Source organism: Mycolicibacterium mageritense (assembly GCF_010727475.1).
GTDB classification, from domain to species: domain Bacteria; phylum Actinomycetota; class Actinomycetes; order Mycobacteriales; family Mycobacteriaceae; genus Mycobacterium; species Mycobacterium mageritense.
The window spans coordinates 2,422,213-2,446,527 of sequence record NZ_AP022567.1; the positions used below are offsets into that span (position 1 = coordinate 2,422,213).

Annotated in this window: 7 protein-coding genes; 3 read left to right on the forward strand and 4 right to left on the reverse strand. The window is 67.8% G+C overall.

Annotated features, from left to right (window positions below; all coding sequences use genetic code 11):
* Positions 1 to 2: 2 nt before the first annotated feature.
* Both G6N67_RS11515 and G6N67_RS11520 read left to right on the forward strand, forming a co-directional pair.
* Positions 3 to 1,544 carry a GMC family oxidoreductase gene (locus G6N67_RS11515; RefSeq protein WP_036430372.1) on the forward strand — a complete coding sequence of 514 codons (1,542 nt, stop codon included), beginning with the start codon at positions 3 to 5 and terminating at the stop codon, positions 1,542 to 1,544.
* 8 nt (positions 1,545 to 1,552) lie between these two features.
* On the forward strand, positions 1,553 to 3,190 hold the full coding sequence (locus G6N67_RS11520) for an amidohydrolase (RefSeq protein WP_036430374.1): 1,638 nt from the start codon (positions 1,553 to 1,555) through the stop codon (positions 3,188 to 3,190).
* Here G6N67_RS11520 and G6N67_RS11525 read toward each other — a convergent pair.
* Complete coding sequence (locus tag G6N67_RS11525) at positions 3,180 to 4,400, reverse strand: MCE family protein (protein WP_036430375.1); 1,221 nt, start codon at positions 4,398 to 4,400, stop codon at positions 3,180 to 3,182. The genes G6N67_RS11520 and G6N67_RS11525 overlap by 11 nt on opposite strands.
* 73 nt (positions 4,401 to 4,473) lie before the next feature.
* Here G6N67_RS11525 and G6N67_RS11530 point away from each other — a divergent pair, with 73 nt between their 5' ends.
* Entirely contained in the window at positions 4,474 to 5,700 is a 1,227-nt protein-coding gene (locus G6N67_RS11530) for an NAD(P)/FAD-dependent oxidoreductase (protein WP_036430376.1), read from the forward strand.
* Here G6N67_RS11530 and G6N67_RS11535 read toward each other — a convergent pair.
* Genes G6N67_RS11535 through G6N67_RS11545 form a run of 3 tightly spaced genes read right to left on the reverse strand, consistent with a single transcriptional unit; the run spans position 5,678 to position 24,298 of the window.
* Positions 5,678 to 6,442 carry a GAP family protein gene (locus tag G6N67_RS11535; protein WP_036430377.1) on the reverse strand — a complete coding sequence of 255 codons (765 nt, stop codon included), beginning with the start codon at positions 6,440 to 6,442 and terminating at the stop codon, positions 5,678 to 5,680. The two genes, G6N67_RS11530 and G6N67_RS11535, sit on opposite strands and share 23 nt — an antisense overlap.
* A gap of 4 nt (positions 6,443 to 6,446) precedes the next feature.
* Positions 6,447 to 14,087 (reverse strand): non-ribosomal peptide synthetase, encoded by a 7,641-nt coding sequence (locus G6N67_RS11540; protein WP_036430378.1) that lies wholly within the window; start codon positions 14,085 to 14,087, stop codon positions 6,447 to 6,449.
* The gene (locus G6N67_RS11545) at positions 14,084 to 24,298 is read right to left on the reverse strand and encodes a non-ribosomal peptide synthetase (RefSeq protein WP_081812451.1); all 10,215 of its coding nucleotides are present in this window, start codon (positions 24,296 to 24,298) and stop codon (positions 14,084 to 14,086) included. The genes G6N67_RS11540 and G6N67_RS11545 overlap by 4 nt, the downstream gene beginning before the upstream one ends.
* Between the last annotated feature and the right edge of the window lie 17 nt (positions 24,299 to 24,315).

Genomic DNA, 24,315 nt, shown 5'->3' on the forward strand with positions numbered 1-24,315 from the left:
GCATGGCCGACTATCTGATCGTCGGTGGCGGCACCGCCGGATGCATTGTGGCATCGCGACTTTCCGAGGATCCGGACGTCACGGTCACGGTGCTCGAAGCAGGCCCCTCCGACAAGGACGAGCCCCGCGCCCGCGACATCCGCCGGTGGGCACAGATGCTGGAGAGCGAATACGACCTCGACTACCGCAGTGTGCCGCAGGAGCGCGGCAACTCCGGCATTCGCCAGGCCCGCATGCAGATCCTCGGGGGCTGTTCGACGGCCAACACCATGATCACGTGGCGGCCACTCGCGGCCGACCTCGACGAGTGGGCCGCGCTGGGCGTCACAGGCTGGGACGCCGCCGCGGTACACGACGCGTTCGACCGGATCCTCGCGCCGGTCGAGCCCGTCGCCGACAAGGACCGAAACCCGTACGTCGGCGACGTGGTGGACTCCGCCCGGCGGGCGCTGGATCTGCCTGCCCGGCGGGCCTGGAACTCCGACCCCGACTTCGCCGCCACGGGCGTCGGAGCCGGATTCTTCGAGATCGGCTACACCCCGCAGAGCCACCTGCGGTCCTCGACGTCGGTGCATTACCTGCACGACGCGATCGTCGAGCGCGACAATCTCGTAATCGAGCACGGACAGCACGCCGAGCGGCTCCTCGTCGAAGACGGTCGAGCCGTCGGCGTGATCACCCGCGACGATGCGGGTAACCGCCACGAGTTCCGGGCCGACCGGGAGGTCATCGTGTGCTGCGGGGCCATCGATTCGCCAAAGCTGCTGCAGCTGTCCGGGATCGGCCCGGCCGATGTGCTGGCCGCGGCGGGCGTTGTGCAGGTGGTCGACGCTCCTGGGGTGGGCGAGAACCTCATGGACCACGCCGAAGGTCTCATCGTCTGGGAAGCCGCCGCCGACGTGCCCGGCACGTGCGCGACCGGGTGGGATGCCGGGGCCGCGGTGCGCCTGTCGGAGGACAGCCCCGCTCGGCCCGAGGTGCTGATGCACTTCCCCGTCGAAGCCGTCGCCGACCACGCCATCGCGCGCGGTGTCGAGATGCCCGAGCGCATCGTGTCGATAGCGCCGAACGTCGCCAAGCCCAGCAGCCGTGGGCGGGTCTGGATCACGTCGTCCGATCCCGCCGAGCGTCCCTCGATCGACTACCGGTATTTCACCGATGCTGACGGGCATGACGAGGCGGTCCTGATCGCCGGGATCCGGCTGGCCCGCCGGATCGCCGAGGCCGAACCGATGGCCAAGTGGCTTGTCCGCGAGGTCTTCCCGGGGCCGGACGCGCAGTCCGACGACGAGCTGTCCGAGGCGCTGCGGGCCACCCACCAGACCGTCTACCACGTGTCCGGAACCTGTCGGATGGGTTCCGATGACGATCCGATGGCGGTGTGCGATTCACGGCTGAGGGTCCGCGGCGTGGACGGCCTGCGCGTGGTCGACGCGTCGGTGTTCCCCACCATCCCTTCGGTCAACCCGGTGGGCACCATCATGGCGGTCGCCGAGCACGCCAGCGCACTGGTGCTCGCCGACCGTCAGACCGTCACGGCCTGAAAGACACCATGATTGCCGACCGCATCTTCACCAACGCCGCCGTGTTCGACGCGGCCGGAGCCGACACCGTGACCGTCCACGGCAACTCGATCGTCGGCGTGGGCCGCGGCGTCGACCGTGACATGATCGGAAAGCACACGGAGATCACCGATCTGGGTGGTGCGAGTCTGCTGCCCGGATTCGTCGACGCGCATGCGCATCCGGTCGCCGCGGGCATGTCGGCGCTGCGGTGCGACCTGTCCGGCCTGGCCCACGACCGCCAGAGCTATCTCGCCGCGATCGCCGAGTACGCCGCCGCCAATCCCGACGAGGCCGTGATCGCCGGGGCGGGCTGGTACGGCGACGCGTTCCCGGGCGGCTTTCCGACCCGCCAGGACATCGACTCCGTCGCCGCCGACCGGCCCGTGATCCTGACGAGCCACGACTACCACGGCGCCTGGGTCAACACGCGCGCCCTCGAGCTGGCCGGGATCACGTCGGACACCGCCGATCCCGCGGGCGGCCGGATCATCCGCGATCACGACGGCGAACCCACCGGGGTTTTGCTGGATCGCGGTGGCGACGCCGTCAACGCCCTCATCCCCGAAGTGACGCCGGAGTTCATGCGGCGCGCCCTGCTTGAAGCACAGCGACGGCTGCACTCCGTCGGTGTGACCGGTTGGCAGGACGCCGCGGTCGGTGCCGAATTCTTCGGGCTCAAGGACAATTTCGCGACCTACGTCGACGCCGACGAGGCCGGCGAACTGACCGCACGGGTGGTCGGCGCCCTGTGGTGGGAGGCCGAGCGCGGCGCCGAGCAACTCGGCGAGCTGTGCGCGCGCCGTGATCGCACCGGCCATTCCCGGTTCACCGCAACCATGGTCAAGGTCATGCAGGACGGCATCTGTGAGAACTGCACGGCCGCGATGCTTGCGCCGTATCGGGCCGTCGCAGGCCACGACACGGGCGAGTCGTTCATCGACCCCGAGGATCTGCACAAGGTCACGGCCCTGCTCGCGGGCGAGCGGTTCGGCGTCCACATGCACGCCGTCGGTGACCGTGCGGTCCGCGAATGCCTCGACGCGCTCGGGCACGCGATCGCCCAGCACCCGCAGTTCGACGGCCGACATCAGATCGCCCACCTGGATGTGGTCGACCCGCAGGATATTCCGCGATTCGGCCGGCTCGGCGTGATCGCCAACATCCAGGCCCTGTGGGCTCGCCGTGACAAGGAGATCGTCGAGCGCAAGCTGCCGCTGCTCGGACCGGACCGTGAGCTCTGGCACTTCCCGTTCGGCTCGATCCAACGCCACGGTGGCACGCTGGCGATGGGCAGCGACTGGCCGGTGACTGATCCGAATCCGTTGTGGGCCATCCACACCGCGGTACACCGCACCGGCACGCATGCCGATCCGCACGCGATCGGCGACGGCGTCTTCGACACCCCTCTGCAGGCACAGGAGGGCATCTCCCTGCAGTCGGCGATCCACGCCTACACCGCGGGCTCCGCGTACGCCAACGGTCAGGACCGGACCGGGCGGATCGCGGCGGGCATGTTGGCCGACCTCGTGGTGCTCGACCAGGACATCACGACCGCGACGGACGTCGGCATGGTGCAGGTGGTGCAGACGATCGTCGGCGGTGACACGGTGTTCGTCAGGGATTGATGGTGGGGGCGCCGACCTGGCGGCCCCAGACGTACTCGGCCATGATCGGGTGGCCTAGTTCGAAGTGGTTGTACGGCGCCAGTGACACACCGGTGTCCATGACCAGGTACGGCATGGGCCACAGATCGCGCGTGATCGGCTGCCAGCAACCCGGCCGGCCTTCCGGCCCGCCCTTGGCGTTGACGCGCGGCAGGTTCTCCGGATACACGTACGGGTTGCCGACGCCGACTATGGAGGTGTGGGTCCGGACCGAGTAGCCGTTGCCGCTGAACGCGTCCGCCATCTTCGGGGCCGCGTCGTGGAAGTTGCGGATCGTGCACAAGAGCTCGGGGCTGTACTTGTCCAGCAGCGCCGAGGTGGGCAACAGATCCTGCGCGCCCCGCACCAGATACGGCCCGCCACGCTCGAAGATGTCACCGCCGGTGTTGCCGAACCCGACCGCGGCCATCAACGCCTGATCCAGATTGCCACGCTGCGCGTTGACGCTTCGTGCGGTGGTGACAGCGTTCGTCAGCCCGTCCCACAGATCCGGCGATGCCTCGGAGTAGACCGCGGTCAAGTCCGCGACCCCGGAGAGGTCGCGACGGATCTGCGGCATCCGCGGGTTCAGGTCGGCCAGGATCGTGTTGCCGTTGACTACCGACTGACCGAACTTGTCGCCCAACCCGTCAAGGGCCTGCGCCGTCGCGGTCAACGTCTCGTTGAGCTTGATCGGATCGACCTGTTCGGAGATCTTGGTGATGGTCTCGAACAACGTGTTGAACTCCGTCGTCACGCCCGTGGCCTGAATCGGCGTCGACTCCGAAACCCGAGCCGAGGACGGCTCCTGAGGTGATGCGAAGTAGATGTACTTGTTGCCGAACACCGTGGTGGCACGCAACTCGACATCGACGTTCTCGGGAATCAACCGCAGGTACTTCGGGTCCACGTCCAGCAACAACCTGGCCGCGGGATTGCCATCGACCGTGACCACGTCGACCGCCTTGAGCCGGCCGATCGGCACCCCGTTGTAGGTCACCTTGGACCCGGGATCCATCGACAGCCCCGCCCGCCCGGAAAGCACCGTGATCTGGGTTTTCGGCTGGAAGAACCCGCGAAACTGCAGCCAGATCAACCCGAACACCAAGGCGATCACCAACGCGGTGACGAGGCCCGCCAGCACATAGGGCGGCTTCCTCGGCTTGTTCAACGGTGCCCGGGCAACGGTCATCGTTCGACACGGTAGCTCGTGACAACGTACGTTGTCACGAATTTGGCGAGCCTCGCGCTGCCACGATGTCTGCGTGACCGATCGCATCCTGGTTCTGGGTTCGGGGTTCGCGGGACTGTGGGCCGCACTCGGCGCGGCCCGGCGACGCGAGGAGCTCGGGGTAGCCGAGGGCGCGCTGACCGTGACGGTGATCAGCTCGCAGCCGTTCCATGACATCCGGGTCCGCAACTACGAAGCAGACCTGACCAGGTGCCGGATATCGCTGAGCGACGTTCTCGACCCGGTGGGCGTCGGGCACGTCACGGGCGAGGTCACGGCGATCGACACGGCGCAGCGCACCGTGACCGTCGGCCCCGAGGACCATCACCGGTACGACCGCGTGGTCGTGGCGTTGGGCAGTCAGGTGGTCAAGCCCGACCTCCCCGGCTTGCGAGAGTTCGGATTCGACGTGGACACCTACGACGGAGCCATGAGACTCCACCGCCACCTCGCACAGCTCGCGGACGAGCGCGCCACCCCCGAGGCAGCCACGGCCGTCGTGGTCGGCGCCGGACTCACGGGCATCGAGACGGCGTGCGAACTTCCCGGAATGCTGGCCAAGACTTTCGCAGGATCCTCCGTAGCGCCGCGGGTGGTGTTGATCGACCGCAACCCCCACGTCGGATCCGACATGGGGATGTCGGCGCGCCCGGTGATCGAAGCTGCGCTCGCCGAGAACGGGGTCGAGACTCTCACCGGCGTCGGTGTCGCCGCGGTGGACGCACACGGTGTGACGCTGTCGTCGGGCGACGTGCTGGCCTCGCGCACCGTGGTCTGGTGTGCCGGCATGCGGGCCAATCCCCTTGTGGCGCAACTGGGCGTCGACCGCGACCGGCTGGGCCGGGTCGCTGTCGACGACTACCTGAGGGTGATCGGCTCGCCGGGCGTGTTCGCGGCCGGCGACGTCGCCGCCGCGCGCATGGACGACGACCACCTCTCGGTGATGTCATGCCAGCACGGCAGGCCCATGGGCCGCTACGCGGGTTACAACGTCGTGAGCGACGTCCTCGGCGAGCCCATGTTGCGGCTCCGAATCCCCTGGTATGTGACAGTTCTCGACCTCGGGCCTGCGGGGGCGGTGTACACCGAAGGGTGGGACCGCCAGGTGGTGTCGCGTGGCGCACAGGCCAAGGCCACCAAGGTCGTGATCAACACGCAGCGCATCTACCCGCCGTTGAACAGGGAGCGCGACGCGCTACTTGCCGCCGCCGCACCCGAACTGCAGGCGCGGCCCGCACTCAGGCAATCCCGAGCCCCGTGAGCACCTGCCAGATTCCCACCAGGAAGAACAGCACGATCAGCACTTGCGTGCGGTGCACCAATGCCCATCCGTGCACAGAATCCAGCACGGCCTGGGTCTTGGCCGGCACGAGCATGTAGCTGATCAGCGTGATCTCGAAAACCGCGAACATCACCGCGACGAACACCAGGACTGCGACGATCTGTGTTCCGATCGATGTTCCCGATCCGACGATCACGGTGTCGATCAACAGGATCAACGGCGGTGGCAACACATAGATCAGCGCCAGAACCATCGACACCCACAGGGCGCCGTTGTCCCATTCGTCGCGGGCCCGCCCCAGCAGCCGCCGGATGCGGCCGGGCGGCCGCGAATCAGCTTCGGACTCATCCGAATCCAGCACCAGGACCGACGAATCACCGCCGCTCGCGGACCGCGCAGGCACCCGCTGCCGGACCCGGCTGCGCACCAGGATCAGCACCGCGAGGCACAGTGCGAGCACTCCCGTGCCCAGCTGCAGGGGCTGGATCCCCGAGGTGGGGTCAGGTGTCGCGAGTTCCTGTGCGAGAGCTGCGAATGACGGCACGGAGTGCAGCGCCACCAACGGGATCAGCAGCGCAGGCACGTTCACGATCACGCAGCCCACCCAGAACGCGAGCAGGTTCTGCACCGGCCGCGGCCGGGAGATCACGAGCACGATGGCTCCCAGCAGCATCGGGTTGAGGGACACCAGAAGTGCCCATCCCAGAATTTCGGTCCACATAGGCTCAGAGCAAGCCGAGTCGTTGCAAATCAGTGACGTACTTGACGATCACCGGTGCAGAGACATGCGGAATGTCGCCCGCCGGACCGATTTCCGCCTCACGTACCGCAGCGTGGAACCGGTCGGCCGGCGCGTACGACCCCAGCGTCGGCTCGGGCGGCTGCAGATCCCCGTGCTGTCGCAACACCATGAGCATCTGCAGCACCGAGTTCTGTCGCTGCCGATCCGGCAGGGCCCGCAGACCGATTTCGAAACGCCGCAACCATTCCTGGAAATCGCCGATGCGCTCGATCGGATAGCCGGCCTCGATCAGCCAGTCGATGTACTGGTCGATACCGATGCCGTCGTCGTGCGGGTTCATCACGTGATAGGTCTCGAACTCAGGCCACGCGGAGCGGGCCACCCGCCACCCCAGCGTCGTGATCGCCTCGGCGACGAAATCGACGGGCAGACCGTCGAAGTGGGCACGCTGCCGCTCGCCGTCCGGACCGAGCCGGTAGAACGACTCCGGCGCGACACCCGTGGCCACGATGCTCAACACCATCCGGGTCACCGTGTCGGCCACGTTCAACTGTCCCGCGTAGTTGGGCTCGGCCATGATCATGCCGGAACGGAACACCGCGACCGGCAGCCCGCACAGATCGTGTGCCTCGCGAAGCAGTACCTCACCGGCCCACTTGCTGTTGCCGTAACCGTTGGCATAGCTGGCGTCGACCGTACGCGTAGCGCTGATCAACCGGATGTCAGCGCTTTCGGTGAACCGCGAGGGCTCGATCTGCCTACCGACGTCGGACGTCGAGACGAACGTGTAGGGCTTGAGCTTCGTGGTGATCGCGAACCTGATCAGCTCGGCTGTGCCGACGACGTTGGGGCCGAACAGCTCCCAGTAGGGCAGCACGCTGTTGACGAACGCCGCGGAATCGACGATCAGGTCGACGTCGCGGGCCAGCTGTTGCCACGTCTGCTCGTCCAGGCCGAGATTCGGCTCGCCCTTGTCGCCTGCGATGACCTTGAGGCGTTCGCCTGCCAACTCCTTGAAGTGCCTGCTCAGCACCGGGTCGGTGGCAAACGTCGCCTCGAGGCGGCGACGCGCCTCATCGTCAGACTTGCCCCGCACCAGGCAGATCACGGTGTCGTCGACGCGTCGCAGCCGCCGCAGCCAGTCCAGCAGCAGGTAGCGGCCGAGGAATCCGGTCGCACCCGTCAGCAGGACCGTCTGAGTCTGCCCGTTGGGGCGTGGCAGGCTCGGCGCCGTCCGCAAGGTCGCGGCATCGATGAACTTGTCCAGGGTGAGATCGCTCGCCCGGATCTCATCCGAATCGGGATCGTGCACCGAGGCGAAGCTGGGCCCGTGGGTGTCAGGATGCGCTGTGACGGAGCTGGTGTCACCGTCGAGATGCAAGCTGAGGCTTCTCACCGACGGCGCCTCGAACAAGGTGCGCACCGCAAGATTCGCATCGAGGGCGGTGTTGATCGCGGCGACGACGCGCATCGCCGAGATGGAATCCCCGCCGAGGTCGAAGAACGAATCGTCGGTTCCCACCCGTTCGACACCGAGCACGTGGGAGTAGATGCCGACGATCATCTCTTCGACCGGGCTGGCCGGCGCGCGGTACCGCGCGGCGTCGTGATAGTCGGGCGCCGGGAGTGCCCGCCGGTCGAGCTTGCCGTTGACGGTCAGCGGCAACGCGTCGAGCACGACCACCGCGGCCGGAACCATGTAGGCCGGAAGCCGTTGCCCCAGCGCGCTGCGCAACTCGGCCGGGTCCGCCGTTCCCGTCACGTACCCCACGAGACGCTTGTCACCCGGACGGTCTTCGCGCGCGATCACCGCGGCCTGCGTCACGCCGTCCTGCGCTGCCAGCACGGCCTGGATCTCGCCGAGTTCGATGCGATAGCCGCGAATCTTGACCTGCTCGTCGGCCCGGCCCAGGTACTGCAACTGCCCATCGGGGCCCCACTGCACCAGGTCGCCCGTGCGGTACATGCGCGAACCCGGTTCACCGAACGGGCACGCCACGAACCGCGTGGTGGTCAAACCCGACCGGTGGAGGTAACCGATGCCCACCCCGCGGCCCGCCAGATACAGCTCGCCGACCACACCGGGCGGCACCGGACGCAGCCATTCGTCGAGGACGAAGGTCGCACCGACGGGAACCGGCGACCCGATGGGCACCGAACCCGTACCGGCCTGCAGCGGCGCACTCATGGCCGCATAGATCGTGGCCTCGGTCGGACCGTACGCGTTGATCATCACGCGGCCAGGTGCCCAGCGATCCACGACCTCGGTCGGGCACGCTTCACCCGCCACCACCAGGGCCGTGTTCTCCAGGCCTTCCGGCGACAACATGCCCACCGCCGAAGGGGTTTGGTAGAGAACGCTGACCTGTTCGGCGACCAGGAGATCATGCAGTTCGTCCGGGGAACCCGCGACCGACTCGGGTACGACGACGAGCCGGCTGCCGTGCAGCAGCGCGCCCCAGATCTCCCACACCGACACGTCGAACACCAGCGAGTGCCACTGCGACCACACCTGGCCCGGGCCCGACGGCAGCTCGGCCGGCAGGGACTTGACCACCTGCGTCACGTTCTGATGCGTGACCGCAACACCTTTCGGGACACCGGTGGTGCCGGACGTGTAGATCATGTACGCGATATCGTCGGGCGACGGCGGCAGCAACTTGGTGCTGGGGTAGATCGCGACGGCGGGATCATCGGGTTCGTCGACCTCAAGCACCTCGACATCGAAACCGTCCAGCCGTACCCGCAGCTCCGACGTGGTGACTGCGACGATCGGCGCCGCATCGGTCAGCATGAACTCCAGCCGGGTATCCGGGACCGCCGGGTCGATCGGCACATAGGCCGCACCCGTCTTCAGCACCGCAAGGATCGCCACGATGGCCTCGTCGGAACGCGGAATCAGCAGAGCCACCGACTCTCCCGGGCCCGCGCCGTACATGGCCAACATGTTCGCCAGCCGGTTCGCATCTTCGTCGAGCTCACCGTAGGTCAGCGAGCGGTCTTCGAAGGTCAGGGCCAACGCGCACGGGTCGCGTTCCACCTGAGCGGCGAACGCGGCCGGAATCGACTCCGGCGCGGTCACCGGTTGCGTCAGCACCGCGCGGTTGGCCCAGTCGTCGAGCCGGTCGTGCTCATGGTCCTCGAGCACGTCCATCGACGACAGCCGACGCGACGGATCGCTGGTCATCGAGGCCAGCAGGCGCTGGAACCGGTCGATCATGCCCTCGATGTCGGCTACGTCGTACACACCGGTGTCGTACTCGACCCGCAGGCCGAGCTCATGCCCGGGGATCACCATCACCGACAGCGGATAGTGGTTGTACTCGCGGTTCTTGAACTCGGTGATGGTCAGCTCGTGCACGCCCATGAACCCGCTCGTGTCGATCGGGTAGCTCTCGTAGAGGAACAGCGTGTCGAACAGTTGATCGTGGCCCGCGAGGTGATGAATCTCGTTGAGCGCCAGGTGTTCGTGCTCGAGCGTGTCGTTGTGGGCATGCTGCAGCTGTTCCAGCAGGCCGGCCACCGTGGTGTCGGCGCTCGTGCGCGCCCGCACCGGAACGGTGTTGATCAGCAGGCCCACGATCGATTCGGACCCGGCCAGTTCGGCAGGACGTCCCGACACCGCGGTGCCGAATGCGACATCGTGCTGACCGGTCAGCGTCATCAGCAACTGCGCCCAGGCGGCCTGCAGCACTGTGTTGACCGTGGTGTGCTGCGAGCGCGCGAGTTCACCGAGAGCCTGGGTGAGCTCGTTCGAAACCCGGTAGGACTCGACCCCGCGGGGCCCGGGCGGTGCCGGTGGTGCGACCAGGGTCGGCGTGTGGAACCCGTCCAATGCCTTGCGCCAAGCCGCTTTTGCGGCATCGCGATCCTGCTCCGAGAGCCAGTTGACGAAGCTCCGGTAGGACGCGGGCGCCGGCAGGCGCTGTCCGAAGTAACTGGCGAAGATCTCCTGCAGCAGGATCGGCAGGGACCAGCCGTCCACGACGATGTGGTGGAAGGTCAGCACGAATCGGTGCTGATTGCCCGCGGTTCGGATCAACGCGGCCCGGAACGTCGGCCGGTCGATCAAGTCGCACACCGCGGCCCGCTCGGCCGCGCACAACTGATCGATCTCACCGTCGGGGTTGCGGTCGTCTCCGCGCAGATCGAGGTACCGCCACGCCATCACCGGGTTGGCGGTGAGCACCTGCACGGCCTCCCCGAACCGGTCGGTGAACCGCGCGGCGAGGTTGGGATGGCGGGCGACCACGGTGTGCACGGCGTCGCGCAGCCGATGCTGGTCGAGCACGCCTGCCACCGTGATGTCCAGCTGCACCGCGTAGAGGTCGTCGGCGCCACCCGCGAACGTCGAGTGGAACAGCAGCCCTTGCTGCACCGGGGTGAGCGGCAGCACATCGGCGACGGTGTACTGCTCCTGCAGTTCGTCGATCTGCTGCTGGCTCAACCGGGCCGGGGCCAGGTCCGACGGGGTCAACCCACCGCCGCCGTTCTTCACATGCGCGCAGATCCCCTTCAGGGCCTCGAACCACAGCGTGCCGAGCCGGTTGATCTGAGCCTCGTCGATCACCGACGGCGCCCACGTCCAGTTGGCCTGCAGGCGCGGACCGCCATCACCGTCCAACGTGCCCGCATTGAGCTCCACGGTGTGCATGAGCGGCATCGCGACCGCCGAGGCGGCCTCCGCGGCCGTCAGATCCTCGGCGTCGATGCGCCACATGTCGTCGGTGAGGTCGCCCGTACCGAGCCGGCCCAGATAGTTGAAGCCGATGGTCGGCTCCGAACCGGCAAGGTCCACATCGGGATTCAAGTACCGAAGCAGTCCGTAGGTGAGGCCATCCGGCAAGGTGCGGAGCTGCTCCTTGACGTGCTTGATCGCCGCGCCGAGGGCGGGATCACCCGACGTGACGTGCTCCCACCGCAATGGCCCTGCCGCGAGTGCGACGGGGTACTTGGTGGTGAACCAGCCCACGGTGCGGGACAGATCCACGTCGCGAGCGAGTTCCTCGGCTCGGCCGTGGCCCTCGACGTCGATGCCGATGGCAGGCTTACCCGTGAACTCGGCCCAGGCCAACCCGAACGCGATCAACAGGATGTCTTGCACGCCTGCGTGAAACGCCGAAGGTACCTCACCGAGCAGCCGACGGGTGGTGTCTGCGTCCAGCGACAACGACAACTGCCCGGCGTCCACGTAGGTGTCGTCGGTCGGTGGCAACACCGGAGGCGTCTCGAGAACGTGGCGCCACGTGTCGGCGAGCTCGACCACCTCGGCGCTGCTCGCGTGCTCTTCCAGCAGGTGCGACCACCGCGCGAACGACGTGCCTCCGGCCGGCAGCTCGACCGCTTGCCCGGCGTGATGCTGGACCCACGCGATGTTCAAGTCTTCCAAAAGGATTCGCCACGACACGCCGTCGACGGCCAGGTGGTGCACGATCAGCACCAACTGGCGGGTGTCGGGAACCCACAGCGCGGAGACCATGTCGCCGGCGGCGGGGTTGAGCCGCGATCGCGCGGCATGGATCGCCTCGTCGGTCAACGAATCAACCGAATGCAGGTGCAGCTGTGCCGAACCCACCTCCGGAACCTCTGCCGACAGGCCGTCGACCCGCATGCGCAACGTGGCGTGCCGATCCAGCAACGCCCGCAGCACGACCTTGACGTCCGCCTCGGTCACCCCGGCCGGAGCCTGGACCACCAAGGTCTGGTTGAACTCGCCGACCGGGCCGTCAACAGTGTCGAGCCACCGCATGATCGGCGTCGGTATGACAGGTCCGATGCCCTCGTCGACCACTGCGGCCTCGCCACCGGCAACGGCGGCCACGGCAGCGAGACGGGCCACGGTCTGCTCGACGAAGATGTCCCGCGGCCGGCATTGCACGCCCTGCGCGCGGGCGCGGGCCACGACCTGCATCGACAGGATGCTGTCGCCGCCGAGATCGAAGAACGAATCGTCCACGCCGACCCGCTCGACGCCGAGCACCTGGGCGTAGATGCCGGCCAAAATTTCCTCGACCGGCGTGGCGGGAGCACGGTATTCCCCACCGGCGCCGCGGTATTCGGGTGCGGGCAGGGCACGCCGGTCGAGCTTGCCGTTGACGGTCAGTGGGAGCGCGTCGAGCACCACGACCGCGGCCGGGACCATGTAGGCCGGAAGCCGTTGCCCCAGCGCACTGCGGAGTTCGGCCGGATCCGCGGATCCGGTGATGTACCCGACGAGACGCTTGTCGCCCGGGCGATCCTCGCGCGCGATGACCACTGCCTGGTCGACGCCGTCAAGGCGCGCGAGCGTGGCCTGGATCTCGCCGAGTTCGATGCGGTAGCCGCGGATCTTGACCTGCTCGTCGGCGCGGCCCAGGTACTCGAGCTGCCCGTCGGCGCCCCACCGCACGAGATCCCCCGTGCGATACATGCGGTCGCCCGGCTTGCCGAACGGGCACGCCACGAACCGCGAAGCTGTCAGACCGGCACGGCGGGCATACCCGGGAACAACGCCCCCGCCAGCCACATACAGCTCGCCGACGACGCCTTCGGGAGTCGGTCGCAGCCACTTGTCGAGGACGAACAGCGCACCCCCGGGCACCGGCGATCCGATCGGTGCGACGCCCGTCCCGGCGGTCAGCGGGGTGCTCATGGCGGCGTAGATGGTCGCCTCGGTCGGACCGTAGGCGTTGATCATCACGCGTCCGGCCGTCGCCCACCGGTCCATCAACTCGGTCGGGCAGGCCTCACCCGCCACCACCAGAGTGGTCGACTCCAACCGCTCCGGCGACAACATGCCTGCCGCCGAAGGGGTTTGGCACAGCACGGTGACTTTCTCGGTGATCAGCAGGTTGTGCAGATCGTCGGGTGAGCTCGCCACGGTCTCCGGCACGACGACAAGTCGGCCGCCGTGCAGCAAGGCACCCCAGATCTCCCACACCGACACGTCGAACACCAGCGAGTGCCACTGTGACCACACCTGCCCCGGACCCGCGGGCAGGTCGGGGTGCAGTGTCCCCAGTAGCCGAGTGACGTTGCGATGCGCCACTGCAACGGCTTTCGGGACGCCAGTGGTGCCCGACGTGTACGTCAGGTATGCGAGGTCGTCAGGTGTCGGCCCGGGCAACGCGGTGCTGGGGCGGTCGCCGATGCCCGCATCGTCGACGTCGAGCACCACCAGATCGGTCCCGTCGAGCCGCGCACGCAGATCCGCGGTGGTGAGCGCCGCGATCGGCATCGCGTCGGACACCATGAAATGGATCCGCGCATCGGGATGCGCCGGATCGATCGGCAGATACGCGGCCCCGGATTTGAGCACCGCGAGAATCGCGATGATGGCCTCGGCAGAGCGGGGGATCAGCATCGCCACGGTCTGGCCCGGGCCTGCACCATGTTCGGTCAGCAGATGCGCCAGCCGGTTGGTGGCCTCGTCGAGTTCGCGGTAGGTCCACGACCGGTCCCCGAACACCAGCGCGACCGTCTCTGGCACGCGCGCCGCCTGCTCGGCGAACATCGCCGGAATCGAGACCGGCGTCGGGCCGGGCTCGGTCAGGACAGCGCGGTGACCCCATTCGTCGAGGCGGTCGTTCTCATCGTCGTCGTCGAGGTCCAATGACAACAGCGTCCGGGTGGTATCGACACTCATGACTGCTCCCTCGTGTCTGCGGTCATGGCCTCTAGTACCCGCCGCAACCGGTCAACCAACTTCCGGATGCGGGCAGAGTCGAAGACGTCAGTGTCAAATTCGACGCGGAGACCCAGTTCATGGCCTGGAACGGCTTGCACCGACAAGGGGTAATGGTTGTACTCCCGGTTGGTGAAGCCAGTGATGGCGAGCTCTTGCACGCCCAGCAGCGCTGCTGTGTCGATCGGATAGTTCTCGTAGACGAACATGGTGTCGAACAATTGGTCGTGGCCGGTCGCGCGGTGAATCTCGTTCAACGCCAGGTGTTGATGCTCCAAGGTTTCGGTGTAAGCCCCCTGCAGCTGCCCGACCAGGCTGGCAACGGTGGTGGCCGGCGTGATGGTCGCACGCACCGGAACGGTGTTGATCAACAGTCCCACCATCGATTCGGCACCCACCAGGTCGGTCGGCCGCCCCGACACCGCGGTCCCGAACACGACGTCGTGCTGGCCCGTCAACCACATCAGCACCTGGGCCCACGCGGCCTGCAACACGGTGCTGACGGTGGTGTGGCACGAGCGCGCGAGGTCGCCGAGGGCCTTCGTGGTCTCGGCCGACAGCTGGAACGATTCGACGCTCCGCGGCCCGAGCGCCATGCGGCCGGGTGGGCCGACGAGCGTCGGCGTTTCGAAACCGTCCAGTACGCGGCCCCACGCTGCGCGTGCCGCGGCGTTGTCCTGCTCGGCCAGCCAAGAGACGAAGCGCCGGTACGGCACGGGCGCCGGTAGGCGCGCACCGAAGTAGCTCGCGAAAATCTCCTGCAGCAGAAGCGGTTTCGACCACCCGTCGAGAACGATGTGGTGGTTGGTCAGGATGAACCGGTACTGCTGTTCGGCCGTCTTGACCAGGGCCGCCCGGAAGGCCGGTTGCCCGTCCAGGTCGCACACCGCAACCCGCTCAGCCGTCGACAGTTGTTCGATCCGCTGTTCGACGTCATCGGCACCGTCGAATTCGAGGTACTGCCAACCGAATACCGGCTCGGCAGGCAGCACCTGTACCGGAATACCGAACTGCTCGGTGAAGCGGGCCACCACATTCGGCCGGCGCTTGGCCACGGTGTACACCGCGTCGTACAGCCGTTTGGGATCGAGCGCGCCCGTGACCGCGATGTCCAGCTGGACGGCGTACAGATCGTCGTTGCCCAGCGCGGCACCCGTGTGGAACAGCAGACCCTGCTGCAGCGGTGTCAGCGGCAACACATCGGCGACCGGATACTGCTGCTGCAGCTCGTCGATCTCCTGCTGGCTCAACTGGGCCGGGGCGATGTCCGACGGGGTCAGCCCGCCACCGCCGTGCCGTACATGCGCGCAGATTCCGGACAACGCGTCGAACCACAGCTGGCTGAGCCGGCTGACCTGGTCGTGGCCCAAGACCGAAAGCGCCCACGTCCACGTGGCATGCAGCCGCGTGTCGTCGTCGGTGGCGATCGTTCCCGCGTTGAGTTCGACGGTGTGGCCGAGCGGGGTGGGTACCGCGGTGGCAGCCGCGGTGACCGACACCCCGTCGGAGTCGATGCGCCACAGGTCGTCGCCGAGCTCGGCCGCGCCGAGCCGCCCGAGGTAGTTGAACCCGATCGCCGGATCCGGCCCGGACAGGCCGGATTCGGGATTCAGGTAGCGCAGCAGCCCGTACGTCAGGCCGTCGGGAAGCGCGCGCAGCGCTTCCTTGGCGGCCTTGATCAGCGGCCCCAACGCCGGCTCGCCCGCGGTCACCTGCGCCCACGACACGCCCCCGACCGGCACGGCCACGGGGTACTTGGTGGTGAACCAGCCGACCGTGCGCGACAGGTCGACGTCACGCGCGAGCTCTTCCTGCCTGCCGTGCCCTTCGACGTCGATACCGATCTGCTCGGCCGGCTCCGAGCCGGTGAATTCAGCCACGGCCAAGCCGAGCGCGATCAGCAGAATGTCCTGCACCCCGGCATGGAACGCGGCGGGCACATCGGTCATCAACTGGCGCGTGGTCTCGGCATCCAGTTCGAGTGACAGCCGTCCCGCGTTGGCGTAGGTGTCCAACTCCGGTTGCAGCGCAGGCAGCGCGGCAGGCGTCGCCATGATCTCTCGCCAGGCGTCGGCGGTCTCCACGACGGACTCGGAGAGCGCGCGCTCGGCCAGCAGCGCCGACCACCTGGCGAAGGACATTCCGCCGGACGGCAGTTGTACCGGCTGACCACCGTGGTGCTGCGCCCACGCGATGTTCAAGTCCTCCAACAGGATTCGCCAGGACACCGCATCCACTGCCAGATGGTGGATCATCAACGCCAGCTGGCGTGTCTCGGCCACCCACAACGCGCTGACCATCTCACCCGCGGCCGGGTCCAGCTCGGACCGTGCGATGTCGAGCGCGGCGTCGGACAGCGCGTCCACCGGGTGGATACGCGCCCGGACCGTGCCCTTCTCAGGGACTTCCGCGGACCCGTCGCCAACCCGCACGCGCAACATTGCATGCCGGTCCAGCAGCGTCTGGAGCAACACTTCCACGTCGGATTCGGTGACACCCGCGGGTGCCTGGACGACGACGGTCTGGTTGAACTGATCGGTCGGGCCGTCGAGGCTGCGCAGCCACCGCATGATCGGCGTCAACGTCACCGGGCCAGTGCCTTCGTCGACCGTGCCCGGTTCACCGTCTGCCGACGACACCACCTGGGCCAGCCTGGCCACCGTCTGCTCGACGAAGATGTCCCGCGGCCGGCACACCAAGCCCGCGGCCCGCGCCCTGGCCACCACCTGCATCGACGAAATGCTGTCTCCGCCGAGGTCGAAGAACGAGTCGTCGACGCCGACGCGTTCGACACCGAGCACCTGGGCGTAGATACCTGCCAGGATGTCCTCGACCGCGTCTGCCGGTGCGCGGTAGGAATCGGCGTCGCGGTACTCCGGTGCCGGCAGTGCGCGCGTGTCGAGCTTGCCGTTGACCGTCAGCGGCAACGTGTCGAGCACCACCACCGCGGCCGGAACCATGTACGCCGGAAGGCGTTCGGTGAGCACGGTCCGCGCGGCCACCGGGTCGACCGTGCCGGTGACGTAACCGACCAGGCGCTTGTCGCCGGGGCGGTCCTCCCGCGCGATCACCGCGGCCTGCTCGACACCGTCCAGATTGGCAAGCGCGGCATGGACCTCGCCCAGTTCGATGCGGTAGCCGCGGATCTTGACCTGCTTGTCGGCGCGTCCCACGTACCGCAACTGACCGTCGGCACCCCAGCGCACGAGGTCACCCGTGCGGTACATGCGGGCACCTTCACCGCCGAACGGGCACGCCACGAATCGCGTCGACGACAGGTCGGGCCTGCCCACATAGCCTGCGGCAAGTCCGGATCCGGCCACGTACAGCTCGCCCACCACACCGACGGGCACCTGCCGCAGCCAGCCGTCCAGCACGAAGAACGCCAGGTGCTCCAGCGGCACACCGATGGGGCTGACGTTGCTGTCGACGTCGGCCCCGAGGATCTCCCGGAACGACGCGTGCACGGTCGTCTCGGTGATGCCGTACATGTTGATCATGCGCGGCAGCCCGGGGTGGCTGCGCATCCAGCCCGAAAGCCGTTGCGGTTCCAGCGCTTCGCCGCCGAACACCACGGTCTGCAGCTTGAGTTGCTGGCCCAGCTCGGGCTGCAGCGCGTCGGCGGTCTGCAACGCATAGAACGCCGAGGGGGTCTGGCTCAGCATGCTCACCTGTTCGGTGACCAGCAGCGCGTGCAGATCCTCCGGCGAGCGGACGACGGCGTCCGGCACGATGAGCAGCCGGCCGCCGTAGAGCAGCGCGCCCCAGATCTCCCACACCGAATAGTCGAACGCGAGCGAATGGCATTGCGTCCACACCTGTCCGAGCGCGAGCTCGGCGTCCAGGGATTCCAGCAGCTGCGTCACGTTGCGATGGGTGACCGCGACGCCCTTGGGTTTTCCGGTGGTGCCCGACGTGTAGATGATGTAGGCGATGTTGTCGGGCGCCGGGATCGGCAGCGCGGCAACAGGTTGCGTGTCGAACGCCGGATCGTCGATCTCGACGATCGGCACGTCCGACGACGCCAGGCGCGGCCGCAGGTCACCCGTGGTCACCGCGGCGACCGGTGCCGCGTCGGCGAGCATGAACTCGATCCGGGTGTCGGGATGCGCGGGGTCGATCGGCAGGTACGCCGCGCCCGTCTTCAGCACGGCCAGGATCGCCGCGATCGCCTCTGCCGAGCGGGGCAGCAGCAACGCGATCCGCTCACCCGGGCCTGCACCGCGACTGGTCAGCAAGTGGGCCAGCCGGTTTGACGCCTCGTCCAGCTCGCGGTAGGTCCACGACCGGCCATCGCAACTGAGCGCGACGGCCTGCGGGTCACGGGCCACCTGGTCGGCAAAGGCTGCCGGGATCGACGGTGTGTGCGTCACCGGCCGGTCCAGCACCGCCCGGTTGCCCCAGGCGTCGAGGCGGTCGTGCTCGGCGGCATCGAGCAGATCGATCGACGCCAGCCGACGGGCGGGATCGGCGACCATGGCCGCCAGCAGCTGCTGCATCCGGTCGACGAGATCCTCCACCTCGGACGCGCCGAACACCTCGGTGTCGAACTCGACGCGCAGGACCAGCTCGTGGCCAGGTGTCACGACCATCGACAGCGGGTAGTGGTTGAACTCGCGGCTGGTGAAATCGGTAACCGCCAAGTCCTCGACGCCGAGCAGCGCACCGGTGTCGATCGGATAGTTCTCGTAGACGAACAGGGTGTCGAACAGGCGGTCATGCCCTGCGGCGCGGTGGATCTCGGCCAGCGAGAGGTGCTCGTGCTCGACCGTGTCGTTGTGTGTGCGCTGCAGCTGGTCCAGCAGATCCGCGACGGTCGTCGTCGCGTTGATCGTCCCGCGCACCGGCACGGTGTTGATCAAAAGGCCCACAATCGATTCCGCGCCGGGCAGGTCGGCGGGCCGGCCCGACACCGCGGCGCCGAATGCGACGTCGGGATGTCCGGTCAGCCACGCAAGCAACTGCGCCCACGCGGCCTGCAGCACGGTGTTGACCGTGGTGCGATGAGTGCGTGCGAGCTCGCCGAGCGCCTGCGTGGTCTCGGCGGACACCCGATGGGACTGGACGCCGCGCGCTCCGGCCTGGGCAGGCGGAGCGACCAGCGTCGGGGTGTCGAATCCGGCGAACACATCGCGCCACGTGGCTCGGGCGACGTCGTGATCCTGGCCGGCCAGCCAACTGACGAAGTTCCGGTACGGCGTCGCGGCGGGCAGGCGGTGCCCGAAGTACCCGGCGAAAATCTCGCGCAGCATGACCGGAAGCGACCAACCGTCGATCACGATGTGATGCAGGCTCAGCACGAGCCGATGAGTGTCGTCGCCGGTGCGGATCAGCGCGGCCCGGAACACCGACTCGCCTGCCAGGTCGCACACCGCGGTGCGCTCGGCCGCGCACAACTGCTCGATCTGTTCGTCGGTGTCGAGTTCGGCGTACTGCCAGGCGATTACCGGATCGGTCGAGATGACCTGGACCGGCTCGCCGAACTGCTCGCAGAATCGGGGTGCGAGGTTCGGGTGACGTTTGACGACGGTGTGCACGGCGTCGCGCAAGCGCTGCGGGTCGAGCGGACCGGCGACGGTCACCGCGAGCTGCACGGCGTAAACCGTGTCGTCGGAATTGCCGTCGGCGAAGCTCGTCTGGAACAGCAGTCCCTGCTGCAGCGGTGTCAGCGGCAGCACGTCGGCGACCGCGTACTGCCGCTGCAGTTCGTCGATCTGCTGCTGGCTCAACCGGGCCGGGGCCAGGTCCGACGGGGTCAGCCCGCCGCCGCCGTTCTTCACATGTGCGCAGATCCCCTTCAGGGCCTCGAACCACAGCCGGCTCAGCCGGCTGATCTGGTCCTGATCGACCTCGGACGGTGCCCACGTCCAGTTGGCCTGCAGGCGCGGCCCGCCATCACCGTCCAAGGTGCCCGCATTGAGTTCTACGGTGTGCGCCAACGGCGTCGGGATCGCGGCGGCCACGTCCGTCATCGAGAGGCTCTCGGAGTCGATGCGCCACAGGTCATCCGTGAGCTCGGCGGCTCCTGCGCCCAGCCGTCCGAGATAGTTGAAACCGATGGTCGGCTCCGAACCCGCAAGGTCCACATCGGGATTCAGGTACCGCAGCAGGCCGTACGTCAGCCCGTCGGGCAGCGCCCGCAGTTGCTCCTTGACGTCTTTGATCACCGATCCCAGGGCGGCAGCCCCGGCTGTCACCTGCTGCCACGGCAGCGTGCCCGCAGCAAGCGCGACGGGATACTTGGTGGTGAACCAGCCGACCGTGCGCGACAGATCGATTTCTCGATCGACAATTCCGCTCAGTTCTTCTGTGCGGCCGTGGCCCTCGACGTCGATACCGATCGGCGCGTTGCCACTGCCGAGGAGTTCCGCCCAGGCCAGCCCGAACGCGATGAGCAGGACATCCTGCACGCCCGCGTGAAACGCCGCGGGTACCTCACCGAGCAGCAGGCGCGTGGTGTCGGCGTCCAACTCGACCGACAGACGGCCGGCATCGGCATAGGTGTCACGGGTGGTAGGCAGCGCGGCGGGTGTCGCCAGGGCTTGCCGCCACGCGTCCGCCTGTGCCTCGACGTCCGCGGTGCGCGCATGTTCCTCGAGCAGCGCAGACCACCGCGCGAAGGACGTCCCTGCGGCCGGCAGCTCGACCGGTTGCCCGGCGTGATGCTGCGCCCAGGCGATGTTCAAGTCTTCCAAAAGGATCCGCCACGACACGCCGTCGACGGCCAGGTGGTGCACGATCAACGCCAGCTGGCGCGTCTCGGGAACCCACAGCGCGGAGACCATCGTCCCGGCCGCGGGGTTCAGCCGGGACCGGGCCGTGCGGATCGCATCGTCGGACAGGACGTCGACCGAGTGCAGGCACAGCTCCGCCTTGTCCGGCACGGCCAGCGACCACTCGCCGTTCCTGTGCGCCACCATCCGCAACGTGGCATGCCGATCGAGCAGCGCCTGCAGCACGACTGCGACGTCCGCCTCGGTCACCCCGGCGGGTGCCTGCACCACCAAGGTCTGGTTGAACTCGTCCACCGGACCGTCGACGGCGTTGAGCCACTGCATGATCGGTGTGGCCACGACCGGGCCGGTGCCGTCGTCGACCACCGCGGCTTCACCGCCGGTGACCTTGGCCACCGAGGCCAGGCGGGCCACGCTCTGTTCGACGAAGATGTCGCGCGGGCGGCAGAACACGCCGGCCGCCCGAGCGCGTGCCACCACCTGCATCGACAGGATGCTGTCACCGCCCAGATCGAAGAACGAGTCGTCGACACCGACCCGCTCCTGTCCGAGCACCTCGGCGTAGATGCCGGCCAGCACCTCCTCGACGGCAGTGGCGGGAGCCCGGTAATCCGTTCCGGCGCCCTGGTATTCGGGTGCGGGCAGGGCGCGGACGTCGAGCTTGTTGTTGGCCGTCAACGGCAGCGTGTCCAGCATGACGACCGCGACCGGGACCATGTACGGCGGCAACCGGTCAGCCAGCCGGGCCCGGGCTTCCGCCGGATCGACTGTCCCGGTGACATATCCGACGAGGCGCTTGTCGCCGGGGCGATCCTCGCGGGCGATGACAACGGCGTTCTCGACGCCGTCGAGGGCTGCCAGTGCCGCCTGGACTTCGCCGAGCTCGATGCGGTAACCGCGGATCTTGACCTGCTCGTCGGCGCGGCCGAGGTATTCGAGCTGCCCGTCGTCACCCCACCGGACCAGATCGCCGGTGCGGTACATCCGCGTGCCCGGCTCACCGAACGGGCTGGCCACGAAGCGCGAGGCGGTCAGGCCCGAGCGGCCGAGGTACCCGCAGGTCACACCGTCGCCTGCCACGTACAGTTCGCCGATGACACCGGTCGGGACCGGCCGCATCCAGGTGTCCAGCACGAACAACGCGGCCCCGGGCAACGGCTTGCCGATGGGCACTGCCGCCCCGGGCTTGAGCGGCGCGCTCACGGTCACGCAGATCGTGGTCTCGGTGGGGCCATAGCCGTTGACCATCACGCGCGTGGCTTTCGACCACCGCTCGACGACCGAGGCCGGGCAGGCCTCGCCGACGACGACGAGCGCGGCCGATTCGAGTCCGTCGGTCGGCAGCATCGCCACGGCGGACGGCGTCTGGGTGAACGCGTCGACCTTCTCGGAGACCAACAGCGCATGGAAGTCCTCTGGCGAGCCGGCCACCGCCTCGGGCACCACCACAAGCCTGCCGCCGCGCAGCAGCGCGTTTCCGATCTCCCACACGGAAGCATCGAAGGCCAGCGAATGGCACAGCGGCCACACGCCCGGGTGCGGCAGCCCGGATTCCAGCGCTGCCATCAGCCGCGTGACGTTGTGATGAGTGACCGCAACGCCTTTGGGAGTCCCGGTGGTACCCGACGTGTAGATGATGTAGGCGATGTCGTCGGGAGCCGGCCCCGACGGCGCGGTGCTGGGCTGATCGCCTGCGGCCGCGTCGTCGATGTCGATCACCGTGAGGTCGTGTGCATCCAATCGCGACCGCGCACCGGCCGAGGCGATCACCGCGATGGGCGCCGCGTCGGAAAGGATGAAGTCGATTCGGGCCGGCGGGACCACGGGGTCGATCGGCACGTACGCCGCGCCCGTCTTGAGCACCGCCAGGATCGCGACAACGGCCTGAGCCGAGCGTTCCGACAGCAGCGCAACCCGTTCGCCGGGACCAGCACCCTGCGCTGCGAGCAGGTGCGCCATCCGATTGGAGGCCTCGTCCAGTTCGCGGTAGGTCAGTGTGTGCCCGTCGCACGTCAGCGCGGGCGCGTCAGGGGCGTTGTTGACGTGCCGGGCGAACAGGTCTGGAATCGAGATGTGCGGCAGGTGCTCGTTGAGCGCCGCCTGGTGACCGATCTCCGCCAACACGGAGTGGTCCTCGGGGCCCAGGAGATCCAGTGACGACAGTGGGCGGTCCGGGTCGGCCGCCATCGCGGTCACGACCTGCTGGATGCGCTGTGCAAGTCCGGCGACACCGAAGTCAGCGAAAGGCTGTCCCGACCCCGCGGTGCTGAGGAACAGCTGATCGCTGGAGCCGATGAAGAAAAGTCCGAAGTGACCCATCGGACCGTGATTGGTGTACGACACCGAAACGGGCGCGCCCGCGAGGTCCAGGGTGAGGCGGGCGGGGATGAAGTTCACGGCCACGCGGTTCGAGGCGTGCCGCGGGCCACCGCCCTGGCCCTCGAGCAGGTGCACCGGATAGCGCTGGTGCTGCAGCAGTTCCCGGATCCGCACGTCGACGTGGCGGCAGAACTCGCCGACCGTCCAATCGGGCGGGGTGTTCAGCACCAGTGGCGCAACCCCGGCCATCATCGCGGGCAGGGTCTTCGATTCCGGGGTGACCCGCCGGCTGACCGGGAAGTCGAGTGCCACTTCAGAACTGTTGGCCGACCACGCCCGCGCCAGGAGTGCCACCGCGGCGGTCGACACCGAGTAGCGCCGGATCCGCAAACTCTTCGACAGCGCTTTGATATGCCCGACGACGGTCTGATCCACTTCCACCGACGCGGACGGCGTATACGCATCTCGTTCGTCGGCGCCCTTCGGGGGCCCGTAATCCAGCCCGCTCGCCGGTGGCAGGTTCTGGCTCCAATAGGCCTCGTCGTCCTGGTAATCCGGAGATGCGAGGTAATCGTTCTCGCAATCGACAAGATCCTTCAAAGAACCGAAGTAGGCAGGCGGAACAGGTTCGCCCGCAACCATTGCCGAGTAGATCGTGGCGATCCGGCGGCTCACAAATGCCATACCGAGGCCATCGACCGCGATATGGTGGCCCAATCCGAACAAGTAATACTCATCCGGACGGGTACGGAACAACGCAAACTTCACCACTCCGTCGCTTAGCGGCAACGGGGTGTGCTGAATGGCCGACGCAGTTTCGCGCACTTTTTGCACGGGGTCGTCGGCGTCCCTGAAATCGTAAAAAGGCAATTCCAGGTTGGAACAATCGATGGGTTTCTGGAACACCTGGCCGTCGACTTCGAAGAAGGCGGCCCGCGCGGGTTCGGCTTCGTTCATGGCCATGCGGATCGCCTGCTCGAGCAGATCGTGCCGGACGGTACCGTCGATGCGGCCCAAAAGCCCCAGCTGCCAAGCAGTGCCAGCGAATCCGCTTTCCTGCGACAGCCAGATGTCGAGCTGGCCGCGAGAAAGCGGTAACGCCCCGTCGTCAGGTTCCATTATTGACTTCCCCACCA